The organism is Planococcus sp. TJ-307, assembly GCF_058268435.1.
On the sequence record NZ_JBZDOJ010000001.1, the window covers coordinates 766,600 to 790,515 of the forward strand.

The following is a 23,916-nucleotide window of genomic DNA, read 5'->3' on the forward strand; positions in this document are numbered from 1 at the left end:
ATAGTTTAAAATATTAATATAGATGTATTTGCATATGTCATTTAAACTTAAATGATTCATATGGCACTTAATTTATAAAGTAATCATACTTTTCAATTGGAGGAATTTTGATGACTCATTCAAGTAAGTTGTACCGGAATTTCGCTGCGTCTGCTCTTAGTGCAGCCTTGATTCTATCGGCAGTAGCCCCTGTATCGGCAATGAGCTATACGGATGTATCAGAACGTTATAAGAGAGCTGTAGAATATTTGGCAGTTGAGAAAATCACTGAAGGCTTGACTGCGACATCTTTTGGTACAGAGCAGTCAATTAAACGTGCAGATGCAGCGATTCTTTTAGCCAAGGCAATGGAATTGGATATTGAAAATGTTCAAGAGTCAAAGTTTACGGATGTTCCCAAGCGTGCCAAGAAATATGTAGATGCATTGAAGGCCAAGGGAATCATAAACGGTAAAACGGCTGAAAGGTTTGCTTCAGAACAGCCGATTACTCGCGGTGAGGCAGCATTAATGCTAGTGGAGGCTTACGAGTTGGATGCTGGAACCACTTTGCATGCCTACACCGATGTATCCCCAAGGTATGAAAATGCAGTAAATGCACTATTGGGCAGCAAAATCACAAATGGTAAGACCAAAACGTCTTTTGGGGTGGATCAGGCACTTACACGTGGTGAATTTGCCATTTTCCTACATAATCTATCCACTTTACATATTCCTAAAATCCAGCGTTCTGTAGCGAGTGAAGCTGATCTGGCAGCTGCTCTCAATAATCAGAACGTCGATGAAATTCTTCTAAGTACAAATATTACGGCAACCACACTCCCTGTACTTAGCCGGAACGTGAAAATAGATCTAAATGGTAAAACTTTAACCGGAAATATCGAATATCGAGATCATTCTGGTACGAATGCCATTCAATTGTTTTCAACAAGCGCAGGAGGAAAATTACAAGGTGACTTAACGATCGATGTTCCGAAGTCAGATTTTATTGTTGACGAGAATGTTGAAATTACAGGCAAGACACATATTATTAACGTTAAAGAAAATACTTTCTATAATTATGGAGTCTTAAATTCTGTGGATATTACTGATGCGGATGGCGTTAGTTTTGCGAACCAGGGGAGTGGAAGCGTAAATGGAATGATAGCTTTGAACACGGTAGGGAATGTGAAGTTGAGTGGCAAGCTGGATTTGGTAGAAGTAAATCAACCAGCTACTATTACGGTGGAAACTTCTTCGACCATTAACAATCTTAATATCAAAGTAGGAGAAGTTGTTTTGAATGCACCAGCAGGAACGGTTGAAACTTTGGAAGCTGCCCCAGGGATAATTGTGAGGGATAATGCAGGCGAACAAGTTGCAACTAAACCTATATCCGAAGTCATTCAACCGACTCGACCAGCTCCAACGCCTGTAGTGATTGATGTTGATAAATTGATTGGGAGTTATGAAGAGAAGCAAAAAGAATATATTGAAGGAGATTTTATTAACGAAGAACGTTACGGGAATTATCACGAATTGGTTTCACAACGTGAGCAACTTACAAAGCAGGTAGAGGCGGTTGTCTTATCGACTAAAGATAAAAATCGTCTAATGGAAATCGATAGAGCTTTGGACAAATATTTAGTAGAATCCTACACAACTACTCCTTCAGAATACGCTGGAAAAATAGATTTACATACTTCTGACGGCACCGGTGTAGAAATCGAATGGAGCTCGTCCCACCCTGACGTGATAAGTACGGAAGGAAAAGTTACCCGACCATCTAAAGGTGAAGAAGCGGTTAAAGTAACGCTTACTGCAAAAGTAATTAGAAGCGAGGAAAGTAAAACTGTTGACTATCTTGTAATAGTTGAACCTGAACATAACACATATACTTCAGCAGTTTCTCTATCAGCTGAACAATGGGAAGCATACAGTGCGACTAACGGATATTTTACAAGCCGCTTAGACGTTAACTTAAATCTTGAAGAAATCGCAAAAGATTACCCAGGAGTCCAAAAAGCGAGAGTGACCATCAATCAGTCTATGTCTAACGAATCGATAAAAACGATTGAAAACATAAATACGGAGTCAAAAATTACTTTTTTGAATCCAATTAGGGATACGTACTTTGTCACTGAGTCATCTGTAAACGTTCTGATAGAACTTTTAAATAATGACAACAGCGTACAATCTGAGTTTATCAATCAAGTAAGAGTAGAAAACTTGATGGAGACGATAATGGAACATTTCGAAGTCGAAAAAAACTCATTAACCACTGAAACCATGTACAAATATATTCCTGATTTTAATGACTATACTAAAGAAGAGATAGAGACTGTTTTAACAAACTTTAATGCACTATCAGATGACCAAAAGACGTTAAAGAAATTACAGGTCCTCGCTGCAGAACTCAACTAATCTGATATATTTGTGGTACCAGGAGTATTTCTGGTATCATTTTTTTGTTATATGGTGCCTGGCACCCACACAATTCAAAACACAAAACCCTCCGAACCGTATAATCGGCTCGCGAGGGTTTTGTGTTTTTATTGTAGGTTATCACTGATCTTCAAACAACCTGTCTAAAGAATATTGATCTCCGAAGAGCAGATCGTATTGAATCAGTTCATATTGGTTTTCAGTAGCTTCGACTTCGTCAGGTGTTAGCCTGAACAATTCACCATTCGCATCGAGTTTTACTTCGTTCGTGTAGCCGGGCATTTCGGCTTTGAAGTTCTCAAGAACGGAATGGTACAAAGGCTGTTCGATTCCTGCCAAATCAAATACGACGGGTGCCAGGAAGGACGGGCTGATGGTTCCAAGTTCCGGCACTTCCGTGTCAAAGTTATTCCAAATGGCCAACGGAGTGGACCGCATTTTCAGCTGATCGTCAAGACTCCAGTTAATATCTCCCGCACCACGCGGTACGTAATCGGCTTGTTTGTAAAACTTATAGTCGTTGCCAAGACCAGGCAGGTGGTCCCCGAAGAACACAATGATGGTCGGTTCATCAGATGTTTCGTAATAATCGATTAAACTCTTAAACGCAGCATCTGCATCTGCAATTCCTTGCGTGTAGGACCGGAGCAATAAATTAAAGACCGGATCAACTCCAGCAGGAACTTCCGTTTCAACAGTAAAGTCGTCGTACTTGTCGACATTATAGCTAGTGTGGTTTTGCATCGTGATGGCGTAAACGAATGTTGGATCTTCATTCGCTTCCGTCTGCTCGATAATGGTATCCGTCACCTGTTGGTCAGAAACGTACGGTCCTTTGTAGACTGGATCAGTGAAACCGTCTATGTCGATGAAGGTGTTGAAACCGAGATGTTTATAGACCTCTTCCCGGTTCCAGAACCATTTTGGATATGGGTGAACTGCAGTGGTTTGATACCCCCGGTCAGCCAAATAATTGGGCATTGCCGGAACTTCATTTTTAATATACTGCTGGTACGGAACAGAGCCGGGCGGCAAGAACATATTGCTAAAGCCGGTCAGTGCCTCGAATTCCACATTGCTCGTTCCGCCGCCAAAAGCAGGAGCCAGAATCTGGCCTTGCTGTTGAGCTCTAACCGTCGGCATCGGGTCTTCGTTATACGATGTCCCTTCGACTAAGGTAGGATCCCAAAAAGATTCACTCATGATAAAAATGATGTTTGGATCTGTTTCCGGCGCAGAGTTGGACTGTGGTTCAACTTTATTCAACCCATCGACAATATCCAAAATGTTTTCTTGGTTGTAACCGCTGGGCGGTAGCACAATCGCACTTTGCATGTTCAATAAAAACGTCAGCAGAAAGCCGTTGGATTTGTAATTTTTGCCTTGGTCAAAGGTAATATTGGTAACTCCAGCATCTTTCAAAGTAGACTCAACATCAGGAATTGAGCGGTAAAACACGAAAATGCTCAAATAGGCTGCTCCTAAACCGATAAATAACAAGCGCGCCAGAGGAGTTAGCCGAATCCAACGCTTTGGCTTTTTGATGAACAAATAGGCCGAAAAACCAACAAGGACAGCGACAATCAAACCGAAAACAACGATCACCTGTGTCAAATTGATGGTTTCATACAAATTAGGCAGCAAATTCAGGATATTATTGTAAAGCAGTAAATCCCATGGATACAAAAACTCCCCAAGAAAACTGAACTTGTAATAGCTAAAAACGGCAAGCAGAATAACCACTGCATTTGTTATAAAAAAACTAAGGAAATAGCGGTTGAAGATTCCCAAAAACACAATAAACAAGCTGAAAACAATCATGTAGTTAAAGAAAAAGGCCTCTTTATTTTCTCCGCGCCAAGCTGCTCGTTCTTCGTAACTGTCATTTAAGTATGTTTCAATTCCATTGATCAATAAAAAGAAGTAAAACATGGTCGCTATCATAACCAAGACTGGTTTGTAGCTCCATTTGAATCGCATAAAATCACCTCAAAAAAATGTCTAGCTATTCACTTTTATAAATTATGGTAATAAGTGAACTGTTTTTAAGTATAGGGGAATTTTACCAGGTAAGCAAATGAAATTGTGTGCGTGCCTGGCACCGACACAATTAGGCACATAGAATTTCACAGAAAAACTAAAGGACCTAAATAATTCGAAAATAACTAACAAATAAGCTAGCTTTAGAACCATGGACTTTTGGTTGATAAACTGGAAAAATGAAGTTGATTTAATTATTTGATAATTTAGATAAGGATTTTAGAAAAGGGAGGAAGAAGTATGAAAAAGATGCTAATCTTATTAGCAATTTTACTACTTGCAACGAGTAGTCTGGGCAGTTTCGACAGTGCAAAAGTGCAGGCAGCTCCGGAACCGAAGATTGAGTTGGCGCAAGCGCTGCTCAAGCCGGAATCACCGAAAGAAAGTGTGCGGGTGATTATCGAGCTGCAGGAAGAGCCGACAATTGAAGCAGCGACTTCAAGGGGCGTTCTTTATAAAGAGCTGCCGGATGCGCAGAAACAGCAGATTGAAGCAGCTGCTGCGGCAAAGCAGGAAACCGTGCAAGAGTCGATTGAGGACGTAGCGCCAGCGATTGATTATCTCCAAACCTTCACAGCTGTTTTTAACGGTTTCTCGGCACAAGTAGAGGCAGGGCAAGTAGCGGAAATCGCCAAGCTGCCGAACGTGAAAGCCGTATACGAAGCGACCGAATACAAGCGCCCAGAAGTCAAACCAACCATGAAATATTCCAAAGAGCTCGTGCAGGCGCAGCAAGCTTGGCGTGATTATGGGTTTAAAGGAGAAGGGATGATTGTCGGGGTCATCGATACAGGCATTGATCCGAACCATCAGGACATGGTGTTGACCAACAACACCACGGCTTCTCTGACGCAAACCGAAGTAGAGTCTTTTGTTTCAAACAGTGAAATAGAAGAAGGCAAGTATTTTACGCAAAAAGTGCCATTCGGTTATAACTACATGGACGCCAATACGGAAATCCGCGACATTGCGCCTGGTGCCTCGATGCACGGTATGCACGTGGCGGGAACAATCGGTGCCAATGGCAATGAAGAAACCGGCGGCATTCAAGGCGTCGCACCGGAAGCGCAGCTGCTTGCATTGAAAGTTTTCGGCAACGATGCATATTACGCATCGACATTTGGAGATATTTACATCAAAGCAATCGATGATTCCATCAAATTAGGAGCGGACGTCATCAATATGTCGCTCGGTGCAACAGCAGGGTTTGTCGATACATCAAGCCCGGAACAGCAGGCTGTGGAACGGGCGACGAACAATGGCATCCTCGTTGCCATTTCGGCGGGCAATGAAGATTTGCGCGGCTCGGGTTACTTGTCGCCATTTGCGGAAAACCAGGATTACGGCTTAGTGGGCACACCGGGAACCGCCATTGATTCGCTGGGCGTGGCTTCTTTCGAAAACAGTGCCCTTACTACCGACAGCTTTCTGTATCAAATTGAGGGAGCGGAAGCCGAACGCGCGCTGTATTTGCTGGCAAACAGCGCAGAGCCGGAGAGTTTGCCTGCCGATTCTTACGCCGTAGTGGACGTGGGTTTGGGTCAGCCGGCAGATTTTGAAGGAAAAGAGGTGACCGGCAAATTCGCCTTGATCGCGCGGGGGACGATTCCGTTTACGGAAAAAGCGTTTGCCGCACAAGCAGCGGGTGCAGCGGGCGTGATTATTTACAACAACACAACCGGACCGATCAATATGGAATCCGATCCATCCATCACCATTCCGTTTATGTCGACGCTTCAAGCCAATGGATTGGCGATGAAAACGGCGCTTGCTGCGGGCAAGGCAGTGACCGTGTCGTTTGACGGAGCAAAACTGGAAACGCCCAATCCGAATGCCGGGAAGATGAGCGACTTTACGTCTTGGGGGCCGACCCCGAATTTGGACTTTAAGCCGGAAGTCACAGCACCCGGCGGCAATATTTTCTCCACCTTCAACAACAATGAATACGGCCTGATGAGCGGAACTTCAATGGCCGCGCCGCACGTGGCAGGCGGAGCAGCCCTCTTGTTCCAGCGCATCGAAGAGCTGGGCCTTGAAGGGCGCGACCGGGTACAATTTGCGAAAAACCTGATGATGAATACCGCCAATCCGGTGGAGTTGGTCGCAGGCCAGTTTGTGTCTCCGCGCCGGCAAGGTTCCGGCTTGATGCAATTGCACGACGCGCTGTCGACAAATGTCATGCTGACAGAAGGGAACAGCGGCGACGCCAAAGTGGCGTTAAAGGAAATCCAGGACAATCGCATGACCATGACGCTGCAGGCCGAGAATTTTTCAGACAAAGCGGCTACTTATGCAGTAGCGGTCACCGTCCAAACCGATTATGTCACGAAGCTTCCGGAACGGAACATTGACGTAACTGATCCGAACCGTTCGGGCGCTAACGTGGTAACTGATCTGGTCAATGTCACAGCACCCCAAACAGTAACCGTACCGGCAAATGGCACGGTAGAAATCGAAGTGACAATCGACGCCTCGACCTTGCAAGGGCGGCCGGAATTTGCAGGATTCACCAACGGCTTCTTCATTGACGGGTTTATTACATTGACCGATGGAAATGAAGGCGTAACCGGCAACACGCCGCTTGTTGTACCGTATTTCGGATTTAATGGTGGATGGGACGACGCCCCGGTGTTCGATGACGTAGCTTGGGATCCGGGAACATTTTTTGCATCCACCTTCCTGACCGATGAATACGGCATGATCCTCAATGGCGGCAGCCACCAGCAAGGCTATGCGCCTGAGCGTTTTGCCTTCTCGCCAAATGGCGACGGCAGCCGGGAGTCCGTCATTCCAGCGTTCTCGCTCTTGCGCAACGCCAAAGGGCTGGAAGTCAATGTGCTGGATGCAGATGGCAAAAAACTGCGTACCTTGCAAACTGGGAGGGATCTCGTGAAAAATTATACCCAAAACTTTTCGTATTATTACGATGCGCTCAATGAATGGAACGGGGAAGTGCTGGGCAAAACGGTGGAAGATGGCAACTACCAGATTCAAATGCGCGCCGTCATTGATTACCCGGATGCTGAATGGCAATCGTTGACCTTGCCGATTTTGGTCGACACGGTGGCGCCAGCTGCGAAAGCCACGTTGAATGCAGAAACAAAAACCGTGACGGTCGCCAGTTTTGCGGATAACGCAGGGGGCGGTGGAGCGGACCGTTGGGAAGTGTTCCTCAATGATGTCGAGCTGACGGAAAAACCCGACACCTTTGAAGACGAATCCTTGGCACCTGCCACTACCCAATACGTTGTGCCGGTAGCAATTAAAGCAGGCGATAAACTAAAAGCCGTGTTCCATGACACTGCTGGCAATAAAACCGAAGTGGCGCTTACGGGTGCAGTCGCCGATACTGAAAAACCCGCTGTATCCATCATCACTCCGGGACTGTTTGAAGTATTGAGCACCAAGCGAGTGGATGTCTTTGGCAGCGTCGAAGATCAGTCGCGCATTGTGGCGGTCACAGTCAACGGTGAAAAAGCCGATCGCTTTGACGGCTGGTTCTTCCAGCATTCCGTGACCTTTGAAGACGGCCGGAACGACATCTTCGCCAAAGCCATCGACGAGGCGGGCAACGAGCTCGAGGTGCGCAGCCAAGTATTGATTGACACCCAGCCTGCCGAACTCGAACTGCTGGACGTACCCGAAACAACCAGCGAAGACAGCGTGGAAGTGAGTTTTAATGTTAGGGACAATATGGACGCCATCAAAGTGTACTTGACTGACAGCGAAGTCTTCAGCCAAAACATGACCGAGCCGTATGGCGAAGGCGAATTCGATGAAGACATTACCGTTGAAGTGCCAGTTTCCAGCCTTGGAGAAAATAGCTATACCTTGAAAGTAGTGGATGCGGCAGGGCTTATTACAGAAGAAAAGTTTGTCATCACAAAAGAATAGGAAGAATGGCAACAAGCCGGAGCCGGGAGAAATTTCTCCCGGCTTTTTGTTTGGGTGCCTGGCACCCAAACAATTCAAAAATAAAGTTTGACCACGAAAAAGCCTGTATCCGCATGCAATGCTTGTGAAAAAATATTTTTGAGTTGTTATCCCAAGACAAAAGTTAACTATCCGTTTTTTGGAACAATTGACGAACGGTCAGCTTGTTTCTACTATATAAATAAAAGTTAAAAGGAGTGTGGAAAATTGGGAAGAAACCGACGTATATGGAACCCGGAGGTATACGAACATGTGGTGATGAGGGGGAATAACAGACAAGCAATTTTTCTGAATGATTCGGATAGATCTGCCTTTTTCAGGGTGCTGACCTATGCGCATGAAAAACATTCGTTTACGATTTTAGCCTATTGCCTGATGACCAATCATTATCATTTATTGATCCGGTCTCCTGAAGTGCCATTGGGAAAGCTCATGGCACTCATCAACAAGCGTTACAGTGATTACTACAAGAAGAAATACAAGTACAGCGGTTTTTTTTACGAAAGCCGTTATTACGCCGACAAAGCGGTAACCCCCAAAAGCATCCTCGCGGTCAGCCGCTACATTCACAGGAATCCCCTCAACACGAGCCAACTCATGGCGGAAGCGATGAAAGATTATCCTCATAGCTCATTTCGCCTGTACGCAGACTCCCTCAGTTCTCCATATGAATTCCTTAATCTGACGTACCTGCCCACGATTTTGCCTAGACCTTACTCTAAATGCAGGATCGGGTATTTGGCGTATTGTGAAGAACCTGATCTCCTGGAGATCGAGTAAGAATTGTTCGGGTGCCAGGCACGAAATGAGATAAAAACAACATTATTTACAAAAGTTTAATAGAATTAGCAGCTTTTCCCTGTATACTTATTACGTAACCTATACTATTCCTGAGGAGTGAAGATTTTGGCGAGAAATACGTTTATGAAGATGCTATTGAGCCTTGTTTTGGTTTTGTCTGCAGTGCTGCCATATATGGCAACTACGACAAATGCTGCAGAACCGCTGACAGTCGCAGAAGCAATTGCGAACAACGCGGGTGCTGCTACAGTGAAAGGCTATATTGTTGGAACGGCAACAAGTGGAACCAACTATGACCAGGAAGCACCTTTTAAAGCTGCTACAAATCTGGGTCTTGCCGATTCTCCGGACGAGACAGATCCAACAAAAATCATTCCAGTTCAATTGCCGACAGGAGCTGTACGTGCAGGTTTGAACTTGGTTGACAATCCCACCAACTTTAAAGCTGAAGTTACCATTACAGGGACTTTAGGTGCTTATTTTCAAGTTCCAGGATTGCGTTCAGCATCAGCTTTCACAATTGAATCCGAAGGCGAAGCACCACCTGAAGCAACGGTCGTGGATTCACTGGCAGAAGCCCGCACAATGATGGGTGAACTGATCCAAGTCGAAGCAACCGTCACAACGGGAACAGGATTCTGGGGCGGCAACGCATTTTACGCACAAGATGACACAGCAGGAATTTATGTCTACACTTCAAACGCAGCAGTAGCACCGGGAGATATCGTCTGTTTGACAGGTACGGTTTCTGAGTACAGCGGTGAACTTCAGCTGCAGCCAAACACAGTGGAAGTGGTCTCTTCAAACAACGAAGTGCCAGCAGTCCAGACCGTTGAGCCAAGCGGTGTCAATGAAGACACTCAAGGCGAGCGCGTGGCACTGCAGAACGTCACAATTACAGATTTACAAAGTGTGAACGATTTTGGGACGTTCGAGTTTTCGGCAGTAGCTGAAAACGGCGAAGCAATCACAATTCGCAACGATAACCGCAACGGAGTAACATTTGAGCAATTTACACAACAATATAAAGAAGGCGATTTGATCCATGTAAACGGAATCGCTTCAAAATACAATGATTCGTACCAGGTGAAAACACTTGGCTTTGACAGCTTTGAACTTGTCAACAAACCGGCAGTATACGCTGATACGTTCCCAGGTGTCGTTTCAGAAGGAGCAGAAATCACGTTAGCTTCCGGCTGGGAAGATGCCACTATTTACTACACGCTTGACGGTTCCGCACCAACTGCCGCCAGCACAAAATACACAGCACCGATCGTCTTGACAAAAGACACAGCGATCAAAGCAATCGCAATTTCTGACGAAACATCGGAAGTGTTTACATTTGAATACACAGTTTTGAAAACAGCGGACTTGAAAATCCGTGACATTCAGGGCGATGACCATTACTCAGCGTACGAAGGCGTAGCCGTCAATGAAATCATTGGTGTTGTCACGCATTTGTACAACTCAGCAAACTTTGTTATCCAGGACATTAACCCGGATAATGACTTGACGACTTCAGAAGCGTTAATCGTTAACAAAGCATCAAATGGCCTTCAAGTCGGTGACCTGGTAACGGTCAACGGAACGGTGGAAGAACATTTCCAAGAAGGCTATTCAGATATGAGAGACAATGACCTGCCAATCACACGCATTCGTGCTACGGACGCAGTGAAAACAGGTACAGCTCCACTTCCTGAACCAATTGTTATCGGAGAAGATGTCCAACCGCCATCAGAGATCATCGACAACGATGGCTTAACATCTTTTGATCCAAAAGAAGACGGCATCGATTTCTGGGAGTCGCTTGAATTGATGCGTTTAGCTGTACCCAACGCACAAGTTGTTGGCCCGCAAAACTATGGCGAAGTAGTCGTTGTAGCGGAAAACTCGCCGAACACAGAATTCCACAAGCAAGGCGGAATCCTGGTCTCGGAAAATGATTTCAACCCGGAACGCATCACGGTCGATTTCGACAATGAAGACTTTGTAGCCAAAGCAGGCGACTCGTTCAACGGCGATATTGTCGGCGTTATGGGCTTCGGCTTCGGAAACTACAAGCTATGGGCAGAAGAAACGGATTTGCCGCAACTGACAGACGGCGGAACACAGCCGGAACAAACTTGGATTGAAAACAAAGAAGACGAATTGACGGTATCGGCTTATAACGTTGAGAACTTCTCGGCAGACCCAAGCCATACGTCTGATGCAAAAGCACAACGCATTGCAGAATCATTCGTTGATGACCTGAACTCACCGGACATTATCGTGATGGTAGAAGTGCAAGACACGGACGGCCCAATCGCTTCAAACAACAGCGATGCAACAGGAAGCTATGAACGTTTGATCAAAGGCATCGAAGCAGCAGGCGGCCCGACGTATGCCTGGACGGACATTGCACCTGAATACAACCAAGACGGCGGACAGCCAGGCGGGAACATCCGCGTCGGCTATCTGTACAACCCTGAACGCGTCACCCTTTCAGAAGGAACAAAAGGCACAGCAACCGAGGACAACTCATGGGTAGACGGCGAACTTGCTTTAAACCCAGGCCGCGTCCAGCCAATTGCTATGCCGAACACACGCAAACCAATCGCTGCACAATTTGAATTCCAAGGAGAGCAAGTTGTTGTCATCGGCGCTCACTTGAACTCAAAAGGCGGAGACCAGCCCTTATTCGGCCAGAACCAGCCGCCAGTACTTGGCTCTGAACCTGAGCGGATCGAATTGGCAAAAGCCATCAACGGCTTTATTGCAGAAGGACTTGAACAAAATCCAGACTTGAACGTCGTGGTTGCAGGCGACATGAACGATTTCGAGTTCACGCCGGCAATGAACGCATTAAAAGGCGATATTTTGACGAATAAAGTCGAAGATGTGCCGCTTGAAGACCGCTACTCGTATTATTACCAGGGCAATTCTCAAGTGCTTGACCACTTATTGGTAACCAATAACTTGGCAGACCGCACGGAATTGGATATGGTCCACATCAATGCGATGTTTATGGAACAGCATGGCCGCGCATCGGATCACGATCCGCTACTGGCACAAATTGCCTTTGAAAAACCCGCAACGCCAGGTAAACAGCAAGCAAATCCTGATTTTTCTGGAGACCAAGCTGTCGTTATTGCTGGGGAACCGGATAAAAAAGGCGAGCTCGCTATTACTTTCACAGAAAAAACAGTAGCTGAATTGTTGGAGAGCGGAAAAGACCTGTTGATCGACATGCCGACAATGGATATGACGCTTTCAACTAAAAACCTTCAGCAACTGGCAACGGCTGCATCACAAGGGTTTGTTTTAGAAGTGGCAGTTGATGACGCTAAAGAAGTCGATAAACGCCCAACCTTAACAAATCAAATCGATTTGGCATTGACCGACTTAAAAGGCAAACAACTTCCGTTGAAATTTAAATCACACCTTACACTGGCATTCGATACTACCAATGCGATTAAAGTCCAGTTTGGTGCATATGAAGACCATAAAGGAAAATGGAAAATTATCCAGGGGAAACTGAATGATGATGTTTTCACGCTTAACGTCAACGAACTGGGGAATTACACCGTCGTTACAAATAAAGGACAGATAAAGAAAAAGTAAGCTAGTGAAAAGTATTCGATTTGAACAGCCGCTCTCAGCAAGCGCTGTTCAAAAAGAATGCTTTTTTCTTTTTGTCCAAAGACCTTTGGAGCTGAAGTTGATATAATGAACACAAATCAACTGACAAGTCATAAAAGTGGGTGATATAGATGACAGGACAAAAACAAAACCGAATAGGAAGCTTTCCAAAAAGAGGATTGATGCCGCTGTTACTTCTTCTGATGCTGCTTTTAGGGGTTAGTGGATGCCAAGGAGGGGAATCAGCACCAGCAGAAAGTGAAATCGATTCGAACGTCGAAGAGGAAGAAGTAGTGGACGTAGAGGAGGAACTAAGCGAAGCCTCCATGATTGCGAATGCCAAGACACATGTGTATACCGTGTATACCGACTTGGAACAAGGGTCTGGCTTTTTGATCAACACGGAGGGGGACATTCTGACCAATGCCCATGTGGTTTTGGACGCATCTTACATCACCGTCAAAAACAGCGATGGCCAGGAATTTAATGGCCGGATCATCGGCATGTCCGACACGCAAGACCTTGCGCTGATCCGTGTCGACGAACTCGCCGGAAAAGAGCCGTTGGAAATTGAAATGGAGCCGGTTCCCATCGGCACGCCGGTTGTTGCCATCGGCAGTCCTAACGACCAAAGCAATACGGCCACTACCGGTGAAATCACTGGCACCGATCTTGATTTTCTGGACGTGTATGAATACACCGGCTTGTACGAAATGAGCGCAGACATTGCTCAAGGTTCCAGCGGCGGTCCGCTAATTGCAACCGACACCGGCAAAATTCTTGGCATCAACTCAATCATTCTGGAAGAAAAACCAGGATCCGGCTATACTATTCCAATCTACAGTGTCTGGGATCTCTTGGTAGAATGGGTGGAAAACCCAATTGCTGCGGAAGCCCAGGAAGTTGTGCTGCAAGATGTGAGAGATGCCTATTTTGCTGATGACCTGTTGGCAAATTTCATCTCTGCTTATTATGAATTAATTCCTTATTCATTGAACGAAGCTGAATCTTCCTTTTACTTGTCTTATATTTTGCCAGACAGCGAAGCAGAGCAGGAAGCTACTGAATTGATTAAAGAACATGCTGAACAGGACCGGATTTACGGCGCGGTCGAGACGGCTGTCACCCGCGTGGAAATCCACGAAGATAGCGCAACGATCGAAGCGGAAGCTGAGTTTACGTACGAGGAAACCGAGAGTGGAGAGACGGCCACGGTTATGCACGAAGGCATTTATACGGTGGTGATTGACGAGTACGGAGATTACCAAATTGAGGACATTGTGAATGAATAACAGGCAGGCTCCTAGTGAGTCTGCTTTTTTTCTATGGTCTTCGTGTTTTAAAGCAGCTTCGGCCGCTTGGAGAGGACGCGCCTCAGCTTGAGTATAGCTTATATAGAAGAAACTCCATCTTTTATGGTTTGAAAAGGGAACGTGAAGTTTTGAAGTCGCTGGAAATGGGTTGTAGTGAGTATGTGTTCGTGTGATTTTAAAAGGAGCTTCGAAGAAGACTCACGCAATAAGCCAAGCAGCAATCTTATTTTTGATTACCGTCCTTTTATTCGGGGTAAAAAGAAGAAAGCGTATGCAACAGCAATATACGCTTTAGAATCAATTGGTCACGGAGCAGTGATCAATCTTTAGGAAAAGAAAAAAGGGGACCGGCAAATGCCTGCTATAGCAGACATTCGGGTCACCCTTTTGAAAATCCTATTTGATTAGAAACGTTTGTAGCTGTGGAACTTCTTGCCCCAGTAAGAGTCGTTCATGCTCTTGACTTCAGCTTTTGCTCCGCCAGAGTGGATGAACTGGTTGTTGCCAATGTAAATCCCAACGTGTGAAATTCCAGCCTTGTACGTGTTAGCGAAGAATACCAAATCGCCTGGCTGCGGGTTGCTGACAGTGTAAGTTTCAGCAAATTGTGTAGAAGTTGTGCGTGAAACGTTCTTGCCTGCTTGTTTGAAAGCGTATTGGATAAATCCGCTGCAATCAAATCCAGCGCGAGTTGTGCCGCCAAATTTGTACGGGATGCCTTTAAGTGATAATGCTTCTGAAACGACTGATGAAGAAGAAGCAGTTTTAACTGAAGCTTTCTTGACAGTAGTAGACGTTAGCAATGTGCTTAATACCCATCCTGATTTGCCGTTAACTTTTACTTTGTACCAAGTGGCGCTGCCGACTTTCTTTTGGTGAGTAGCTGTAGCAACTGACCCTTTTTTAGCCACTGTTACAACTTTGTTTTTTGTTCCCGCATCTGCGCGAACGTTTGTGTTGTATTTCATTTTAAACGTACCTGATTTTGCAGTTGCTTTGCTTGCGGCAACTTGCTGTACAGATGATGTCGTAGTTTCGTAAGAAGCGGTGTTGTTCGTTTGGACTGGTTGAGCGTCTTGTGCACCCGTGGCTGAGTTAGCAAATAGCAATGATCCTGCTGTAAGTAGCGTAAAGAAAAGTTTTTTCATTGTTGTTGGTTCCTCCAAGTTTTTATTATCCAAGTATATGAATTAATAATATTTTGCTCTGCCATTTACTATATAGAGAGAACACCTTAAAAACAACGTCAATTCAATTGCAGTTATATTACATTTGTATAACAAAACAAATTCATGCGCTAAAAGCCTATGACAGCAGCCTTTTCAACAGCAATAAAAAACGAAATAAAGGTTTATTTTAATGAAAAAGAGGTTATGAGTAAGAAATTTAGTTTGTTTGTAACAATTAATCGACTAATAAATCCAAATTTTAAAACACTACCAGCTTTATTTTAACTATGCAAGCCGAACAAAATTTAGAAAGATTTTAGACTGAAACAAAGAACCTAGTATATAATCATTTTTTTATCAAAAAAATAAAATAATATCTAAATAGTTTGAATTTTTAATTGTAATAATATTTATTTGTTTTTTATTGATATAAATATGATTCTGTGTCCTGGATAATGAGGGAGGTGGAGAGGTGAAGAAGATTTTATCCATTGATGGTGGAGGCGTCCGGGGCATTATTCCAGCGATGTTGTTGACGGAATTGGAAAAACAGACCGGCAAGCCGATTGCTGAGCTGTTTGATCTGGTTGTAGGAACCTCAACTGGCGGAATTTTGGCGCTTGGACTGGTTGCACCGGACGAAAAAGATCCGACCCATCCTCGCTACACAGCTAAGCAGTTTCTTGGGTTTTATTTAGAAGAGTCGCATGAAATTTTTGATAAATCCTTGTTTTTCAAACTGACTCGCGGCATTTTTACCCGTCGCTACCACGCACGTGCGCTGGAAAGATCGCTGAAAAAATACTTTGGGCAGACGATGTTGTCTGAAGCCTTAAAGGATGTTGTGATTCCGAGCTACGAAATCCAAGGGCGCTTTACGGCTTTTTTCAAGAGCCGTGACGTGCACACGAAGAAAATTGAAAAGGATGTCTTGATGCGGGACGTGGCGCGTGCCGCTTCTGCAGCTCCTACTTATTTCGTGCCCAAAAAAATCAAAGCTTATCGGGGAGCGAGCTTTATTGATGGTGGGGTTTTTGCCAACAACCCGGCAATGTGCGCTTATGCCGAAGCAAGAGAGATCTTTCCGGATGACAAGGATTTATTGGTCGTGTCATTGGGTACGGGAAATCCGCAATTGACCATCGAGTTTGGCGGCGTCCGAACATGGGGTCTGCTTGGTTGGGCGCGGCCACTTTGGTATATCCTCATGGACGGCAGCTCGGACGTTGTGGATTATCAATTAAAGCATGTCCTGCCCGATCGGGAAGATGCCAAACGTTACTACCGCTTTCAAATCGAGCTGCTGGAAACGGGCACCGAAAAACTCGACGATGGTTCACAAGAAAATCTCGATGCGCTGGTTGGGCTTGGCCAGCAATTGCTTGATGCCAATCGGGAAGATATCCAAAAACTATGCCAACAATTGGCAGACTAAAGCCTGTCATACAGTTGTCATCAATTCGTATTGGTTCAAAACGCCGTGACAGGCTAAAATGATAAAGAGATTAGATTAGGACCAACATGTATATAGAAGGAGTTGCCCACATGGCCAGAAGGTATGACTATATGGATTGGCTGCGGGTTTTGTCGATTTTTGTGGTAGTCGGCATTCATGTAGTATCGAAAATCATCAACAGCACCTCCACAGACGACTGGATCTGGCATTTCGCCAATGTCTTTGATGCCGGTTTGCGCTGGTGTGTGCCAATTTTCTTCATGCTCAGCGGGGCATTGCTGCTGACGCGTGACAAAGAAGAAAGTGTTAGGCAATTTCTGAGAAAACGATTGTCGAAAGTCGTTATCCCGCTGATTTTTTGGAGTTTTATTTATACTTTGTACAACGTATATGAGCTGGGAGAGTCGTATACCGCGTATGAAATTTTGGTCCAATTTTTGACCGATGATGTGTACTTCCACTTGTGGTTTCTCTACACCATTACCGGGCTCTATCTCATGGCACCGTTTTTAAAAATATTGGTGCAGCACATGGACAAAAAAATGTTCCAAGCCTTTTTGCTGTTTTGGATCGGGTTTTCCTGTTTTCTGCCGTTTCTGCCGAAATTCTTTGAGTTTGAGCTCGCTGTGACCGCAGGCCTTTTTGAGCCTTACATTGGCTACTTCCTGCTTGGCGCTTATCTGGTGCTTTACCCTGTGCCGAAAAAATACTTAAAGCCGCTTGGCGTTCTCGCTGTTGTCGGCTATATCATCACGTTATGGGGCACTTATTACTTGAACGCTGGATTGCCAGCAGACGAATTCGATGATTTTTTCTACGAACATTACCGGCCAAATGCCTTGTTTATTACTTTGTTTATCTTTATCGGATTCCAGCACATGAGCAAAAAGATCAAACCCAATGCCCTGATCACACGCATCAGCACGGCAACATTTGGCATTTACGTTATTCATCCGCTGATCCAAATTTCGTTGAACAAATTTTTTGGATTGAATGAAACTACTTTTAACCCAATCATTAGCGTGCCGCTCGTATGGCTCTTAATATTTGTCATTTCATTTGGAATCATTTTGGCGATGCAAAAGCTGCCGGTGATCAACCGATTGGTGCCATAGAATGAAAACCAGCTTTATAGGCTGGTTTTTGCATTTATAGGAAGATTCCGCTTGGCTCATTTTCGTATCTAATAAAATGAAGATGATAAAAATATGTTTTTTTAAATACAACTCGTGAAAAGGAATTTTTTTTCTTGAGAAAGTGTCAATAAAGTACAATAAATCAACAGATGGATGCAATTAGCTTTGACGGTGGTAGTAACATCTTATATACTGTTATTGTAAACAAATCAATAAGTTTGTTAAATATTTCTTATCTTTTTGGAAAATATTATAAAAAAATCATGTGCAAGAAAAGGGGGACTTTTTGTTGAAACTGGTGTATAGCTTTTTTAGTGCTTTTCTTCTGTTGGCTGGTACGGGGTCATTAATGGTTTCAGCAGACGTCGACGAAGAAAAACGCATGATTGTCATTTATGAAGAAGAACAAAAGAGCTTTACAATTGCTGAGAAGACGGAAGATTTTGGCGGTTCTGATATTGAAGTTTTTGATGAAGTGTCTGTCGTTTCCGCGGAGATGACCAAGCAGGAAGTTCAAGAACTTTTAGCAGATCCATCCGTTAAAGCAATAGAGGAAGATATCGTCTTTACGTTAAGCGAACAATCAGAAGGTTGGGGAATTCCACAGATCAAAGCGCCTACAACTTGGAAATCTGGTTTTACAGGGAAAGGCGTGAAAGTGGCAGTTATCGATTCCGGGATTGCGAATCACAGTGACTTGCGCATCGCTGGTGGAGTTTCAACAGTTGACTATACAACTTCTTATTCGGATGACCAAGGCCATGGTACGCATGTTGCGGGTATTATTGGTGCCCTTGACAATGGCATCGGATTAAAAGGAGTGGCACATGAAGCGGAACTGTACGCGGTGAAAGCTTTTGACAGTAAAGGTGATGCCTATTTGTCCGATTTGATTGAAGGCGTCAATTGGGCGATGGAAAACGACATGGACATCATCAATTTAAGTGGTGGATCTCCTGACGAATCCAGCGTTTTTAAACAAGTATTTGATCGTGCATACGCGAATGGCTTATTGATAGTCGCAGCAGCTGGAAATGTTGGAGTATCTTCCGGTTTGGGCGACAATGTCGATTACCCAGCTCGCTATTCTTCCGTTATTGGAGTCGGTGCAATCGGACAAAATTCCATTCGTGCCAGATTTTCTTCTACGGGTCCATCGGTTGAGGTAGTAGCTCCTGGAATGGACATTTACAGTACTGTGTTAAACAATCGCTTTGGTTATATGTCAGGTACGTCAATGGCGGCACCTTTTGTGGCTGGCCAATTGGCTTTAATGAAGCAAGCCTATCCAAAATTGCCAAACAAAGACTTGCGGGCCGTGTTAACAGGAGATGCGAAAGATTTAGGACAAGCGGGAAGAGATCCGCTTTATGGCCACGGATTGGTACAGGGTTCTTCTTATACAGCTCCCAGAGTCTCTGAAATAGGCAATCCACTGGCTAAGCTTGCTTTTGACAAACCATCGATTACCAGTTCCATCGGAAAAACGGTTCAACTTGCACTAACTGCAACCTACACCAACGGGGAAGCCATCAATGCAACAGAAACTGCAACTTGGGTTTCTGCCAATCCGGCAATTGCTGCCGTATCCAATGGAAAAGTAACAATGAAATCGGTTGGCAGCACGACCATTAAGGCAACGCTTGGAAGCAAAACGGTGTCATTGAAAGTAACGATACCGCAAACGGCAGATCTTTTTACTGATGTTCCGGCAGCGTATTTGCCGGCAGTAGATTACTTAGTGAAAAGAGGACTCACGAAGGGGGAAAGTTCCACTAAGTTTGGTATCCAGAATGATATTCTTCGTGTAGATGCTGCAATTTGGCTGGCAAAAGAACTCAACTTAAATCTGGAAACGGCTCCTGCATCTGGATTTAGCGACGTTCCCACCCGTGCGGTGTCAGCTGTGAATGCTTTGAAACACGCTGGCATCATCAACGGTAAAACCACAACGAGCTTTGGAGCTACTCAAAAACTGACACGTGGTGAAATTGCCTTGATTCTTCAGAACAGCTATGATCTTCAGCCAAATGGCGAAAAATTGCCGTTTACGGATGTAGCACTGCGTTACGAAGAGGCTGTAAATGCGTTGGTAGCAAACCAAATCACCAATGGTTTGACCGCTACGCAATTTGGTGTTGAGCAAAATGTAACACGTGGACAACTGGCCATATTTATTTATCGATTAGCTTCTCTGTAGATTAAAGTTTTGCGATATACACCAGTGAATTAAGAACAAATTGAATCCGAAAAAAAGCCGGAAGCTGCTGCTTCCGGCTTTTTTCTATTGAATTGTGCGAGAATTGTGTGCGTGCCTGGCACGCATTACTCTACTTTTATCAATTCTGAGGTTACAGTACCATCCGAATTAACTTGTTTCACTTTGCCGTATCCTTCGACCATATAGTATTTATAGCCGGTGCCATGGTTAACAGACGGATCTGCTGGAACGGTCACTTCGACTGCGTTGGTAAAGGTTTTGTAAGGTGTTTCGACCGTGACATTCACGCCTGTGATTGTGCTGACAGGTGAGTAATTATTATCTATATTGAAGACTTTGCCTTTTTGGATCGGGTAAACCAGTTCAGTGGTAAATTCAGAGAACGGGTAGCCAATGATGTACATATCATAGGTTTCGTCTTCTGTATAAAATGTGTCTTCGGTTATTCCTTCGCCAAAGTTTTCCCAAAGGAATCCAAGCGGTTCACCGTGAAGTTCTGAATCATCTGTATAACGCGATTTTAGGACCATGCCAGTCTCTGTTTGGTAGGAATAAACTTTTGTTTTGTCCCGCAAGTATGAATTTTCCATGTGGGTATCGTTTTTGAAAACCGGTTCCAATCCACGGGCAAGGAATGCTGAGAATTGACCACGAGTTACACTGGTCATTGGGCGATAGGTACCATCAGGATAGCCACCTGTAATATTGTAAGAAACAATCGCTTTCACCGGCTCGAAAGCTTTCATATTCACCGATACATCCTTAAATTTATTATTACTCGAAAGAGGCATCGTGAAAATATTTGACAGCAAAATCGCCATATCTCCACGGTTGATTACTGCGTCCGGACGAAACGTTCCGTCTGGATACCCATTTAAAAATCCTGCTTCTTGTGCAGCAGCAATATAACCGCTTGCCTTGCTGCTTTTGCTGACATCGGTAAAGTTAGTCGCTTTTTGCGTGCCGTCCAAGTTTTTTAATTGGCCAATCATAATAGCGGCTTCGGCACGTGTGACCACCTGATCCGGTCGAAGAGTTCCATCCTCATATCCGGTAATGACTTCTTTATCGACCAGGTAGTTCATCTCGTCATAAAAACGGTGGTTCTCTGACAAATCAGAAGCAGCCAATGCAGGTGTTGCGATTAAACTAAGAGCCAATACAGCGCTACTTAGAAACATTGTTTTTTTCATGTTCATCCATCCTCTTTCCCAAAATTTTTCCAGTACATCTTTAGTATACACGGAATAGTTACATAATTGGGATTTATATGTAAAGTTCTTAATTGTGTGCGTGCCAGGCACGCACACAACTCCCAAACAATTCTCAAATATTTTCTTTTTGTAAATGTCTTCTATTATTTCGGTTCTCGTATATAATTTAGTTGTTGTACTATTTAGTCAAAGGGAGATGGAAAGATGACGATCGGCAAAAAGGTTTCGGTAATTCTTGCAGCTTTTGTTCTGGTACTCAGCAGTTTAGTTACAGTCGTACCAACGCAAGCAGCAGCGAATGAAGTGACGAGAGGCGAGTTTATCCAGCATTTAGTGACTTCTTTAAAACTTGATTTAGGGGATGGTTCGACTATCAGTTTTAAGGATGTTAATAAGGAATTGGCTCCATACGTTGAAGCAGCTTACAAATTAAAGCTGACGAACGGAAAATCCAAGACGGTCTTTGCACCAAATGAAAAGTTGTCACGCGAGCAGGCGTTTTCGATTGCTTCCCGCGCTGTGATGACGGATAAAGTTTATTCGACTGGCTTGCTAAGAGGATTTAAAGATAATCGGTACTTGAGCCAGAGCTTGTTGAAAGACTTAGCCAAAGGGGTAGGCATTGGCCTGCTGATTGGTTATGGAGACAATACAGTAAAACCATCGAAGACGGTTTCTCCAGGTGAGATGCGGGCAATTGTCCAGCGTTTGCTGAAAGAATACCAGCCGGTGGGCAGCAATAATGTCACATTGCGCATTTTGGGAACATCTGATTTGCACACAAACTTCGTCAACTATGATTATTATCAGGATAAAGTGTCAAACAGCCTCGGGTTGGCGAAAACAGGTGTCCTGATTGAACAGGCACGCGAAGAAAACAGCAATTCACTGTTGTTTGATAACGGAGACTTGATTCAAGGAACGCCTTTTGGCGGCTATAAAGCAACAGTTGATCCAATCGAGGAAGGCGAACTGCACCCCGCATATGCGGCGCTTGAATCACTGGATTTTGATGCCTCGACTTTAGGGAACCACGAGTTTAACTTCGGTTTGGATTATTTGGACGAAGCATTGGATGATGCACCGTTTCCTGTGTTGAACGCCAATGTTTACGATGCCAAAACAAATGAAAACCGCTACGAGCCTTACACAATTATTGACAAAGAAGTGGTCGATGGCAAAGGCAAAAAACACATGATCCAAGTAGGAGTCATCGGAATTGTCGCTCCAGACATTATGAAATGGGACCGCGCGCATCTTGAAGGAAAAGTAATCGCTAAAGATGCAGTAGAATCGGTCGAGAAATTCCTTCCGGAAGTGAAAAAGGCAGGAGCCGATGTTGTCGTGGTCCTCTCTCATTCTGGAATGGGCGACGAAACGCATGAAATCGGAGAAGAAGACATCACGTACCAGCTTACAGAAGTGGATGGCGTAGACGCCATCATCACAGGTCATAACCATGACGTCTTCCCTGGATCTTACAGTGACTTGAAAAACGTCAATCAAGAACAAGGGACAATCAATGGTACACCCGTCGTCATGCCTGGCAACTTCGGAAGCCACTTAGGTGTTATCGATTTGCAGCTAGCGCAAAAAGGCAAGGAATGGCAAGTGGGATCAGGCAAAGCACAATTGCGTGAAATTGATGCCGAATCTGATGCTGTTTCTCAGCAAGTGATTGACGCTGTCAAAGAAACGCATGAAGCCACAATCGACTATGTCCGCAGTCCAGTCGGTGAAACTACAGCACCAATCAACAGCTATTTCTCATTGGTACAGGACGATCCATCTGTCCAAATCGTCAACAACGCACAAACTTGGTATGTCGAGCAACAAGTAGCCGGCACAGCCAACGCAGACTTGCCAATTTTGTCAGCAGCAGCTCCGTTTAAAGCAGGCGGACGCAACGGCGGCAATTACTACACAGACATCAAAACAGGTGAAATCGCTATTAAGAACGTCGCCGACCTTTACGTTTTTGACAACACGATTTACGCCTTGAAATTGACAGGCAAAGACGTAAAAGAATGGTTGGAAATGGCAGCAGGTCAATTCCAGCAAATCAACCCAACAGCGACAGGCGAACAGCAATTGATCAACAACGATTTCCGTACCTATAATTTTGACGTCTTGGACGGAGTCACATATGAAATCGACGTGACCGTACCTGCGAAATACGACGCAGAAGGCGTTCTTATCAATGCGGCTTCAACCCGCATCAAAAATCTTTCTTATGACGGGAAACCAGTTACCGATGCACAGGAATTCCTGGTGGCTACGAATAACTACCGCGCTACTGGAAACTTCCCTGGCGTGACCGATGCTAAAGAAGTCATCGACTATGCATATGAAAATCGCCAAGTCATCATTGACTACATGCTGGAAGTCGGAACCATCGACCCTTCGGCAGATGCTAACTGGAAGTTCGCACCTATTGCGGGCGACCAGAACATCGTCTTTGAAACTTCGGCCAATGCACAAAGCCTGATTCCAGAAAACAGCGGCATCAGCTACGTTGCACCTTCTGCCAATGATTTTGGCAAATACAACATCGTGATCGAATAAAATCAAGACAAAAGAGCTTTCCGCCAT

Annotated in this window: 12 protein-coding genes; 9 read left to right on the top strand and 3 right to left on the bottom strand. The window is 44.6% G+C overall.

Features of this window, described 5'->3' with window-relative positions:
* Window positions 1-110 precede the first annotated feature (110 nt).
* Entirely contained in the window at window positions 111-2,402 is a 2,292-nt protein-coding gene (locus AC4EHK_RS03745) for an S-layer homology domain-containing protein (RefSeq protein ID WP_490977450.1), read from the top strand.
* A 141-nt stretch (window positions 2,403-2,543) separates the two neighbouring features.
* On the opposite strand, the gene AC4EHK_RS03750 is transcribed toward AC4EHK_RS03745, so the two are convergent.
* Window positions 2,544-4,403, bottom strand: a complete 1,860-nt coding sequence (locus AC4EHK_RS03750) for an LTA synthase family protein (protein WP_490977451.1) — start codon at window positions 4,401-4,403, stop codon at window positions 2,544-2,546.
* Between the two features lie 300 nt (window positions 4,404-4,703).
* Here AC4EHK_RS03750 and AC4EHK_RS03755 point away from each other — a divergent pair, with 300 nt between their 5' ends.
* The 4 genes from AC4EHK_RS03755 (at window position 4,704) to AC4EHK_RS03770 (ending at window position 14,107) form a co-directional block, all read left to right on the top strand.
* Window positions 4,704-8,357: a S8 family serine peptidase gene (locus AC4EHK_RS03755; RefSeq protein WP_490977452.1), complete on the top strand. Its 3,654-nt coding sequence runs from the start codon at window positions 4,704-4,706 to the stop codon at window positions 8,355-8,357.
* Between the two features lie 291 nt (window positions 8,358-8,648).
* The gene (locus tag AC4EHK_RS03760; RefSeq protein WP_490977453.1) at window positions 8,649-9,176 is read left to right on the top strand and encodes a transposase; all 528 of its coding nucleotides are present in this window, start codon (window positions 8,649-8,651) and stop codon (window positions 9,174-9,176) included.
* Between the two features lie 126 nt (window positions 9,177-9,302).
* Window positions 9,303-12,797, top strand: coding sequence for a DUF8508 domain-containing protein (locus AC4EHK_RS03765; protein ID WP_490977454.1), 3,495 nt, complete (start codon window positions 9,303-9,305; stop codon window positions 12,795-12,797).
* Window positions 12,798-12,946: 149 nt separating this feature from the next.
* Window positions 12,947-14,107 carry a S1C family serine protease gene (locus tag AC4EHK_RS03770; RefSeq protein ID WP_490977455.1) on the top strand — a complete coding sequence of 387 codons (1,161 nt, stop codon included), beginning with the start codon at window positions 12,947-12,949 and terminating at the stop codon, window positions 14,105-14,107.
* Between the two features lie 425 nt (window positions 14,108-14,532).
* On the opposite strand, the gene AC4EHK_RS03775 is transcribed toward AC4EHK_RS03770, so the two are convergent.
* Complete coding sequence (locus tag AC4EHK_RS03775) at window positions 14,533-15,276, bottom strand: C40 family peptidase (protein WP_490977456.1); 744 nt, start codon at window positions 15,274-15,276, stop codon at window positions 14,533-14,535.
* Between the two features lie 493 nt (window positions 15,277-15,769).
* Between AC4EHK_RS03775 and AC4EHK_RS03780 the strand changes: the two genes are divergently transcribed.
* The 3 genes from AC4EHK_RS03780 (at window position 15,770) to AC4EHK_RS03790 (ending at window position 20,089) form a co-directional block, all read left to right on the top strand.
* Window positions 15,770-16,732 (top strand): CBASS cGAMP-activated phospholipase, encoded by a 963-nt coding sequence (locus AC4EHK_RS03780; protein ID WP_490977457.1) that lies wholly within the window; start codon window positions 15,770-15,772, stop codon window positions 16,730-16,732.
* Window positions 16,733-16,842: 110 nt separating this feature from the next.
* A complete protein-coding gene (locus tag AC4EHK_RS03785; RefSeq protein ID WP_490977458.1) occupies window positions 16,843-17,868 on the top strand; it encodes an acyltransferase in 1,026 nt (341 codons plus the stop codon).
* A 319-nt stretch (window positions 17,869-18,187) separates the two neighbouring features.
* The gene (locus AC4EHK_RS03790) at window positions 18,188-20,089 is read left to right on the top strand and encodes a S8 family serine peptidase (protein WP_490977920.1); all 1,902 of its coding nucleotides are present in this window, start codon (window positions 18,188-18,190) and stop codon (window positions 20,087-20,089) included.
* A 125-nt stretch (window positions 20,090-20,214) separates the two neighbouring features.
* Here the strand turns inward: AC4EHK_RS03790 and AC4EHK_RS03795 are convergent, their stop codons facing one another.
* Window positions 20,215-21,303, bottom strand: a complete 1,089-nt coding sequence (locus AC4EHK_RS03795; RefSeq protein ID WP_490977459.1) for an S-layer homology domain-containing protein — start codon at window positions 21,301-21,303, stop codon at window positions 20,215-20,217.
* Between the two features lie 225 nt (window positions 21,304-21,528).
* Between AC4EHK_RS03795 and AC4EHK_RS03800 the strand changes: the two genes are divergently transcribed.
* Window positions 21,529-23,889 carry a bifunctional 2',3'-cyclic-nucleotide 2'-phosphodiesterase/3'-nucleotidase gene (locus AC4EHK_RS03800; protein ID WP_490977460.1) on the top strand — a complete coding sequence of 787 codons (2,361 nt, stop codon included), beginning with the start codon at window positions 21,529-21,531 and terminating at the stop codon, window positions 23,887-23,889.
* Window positions 23,890-23,916: the final 27 nt, after the last annotated feature.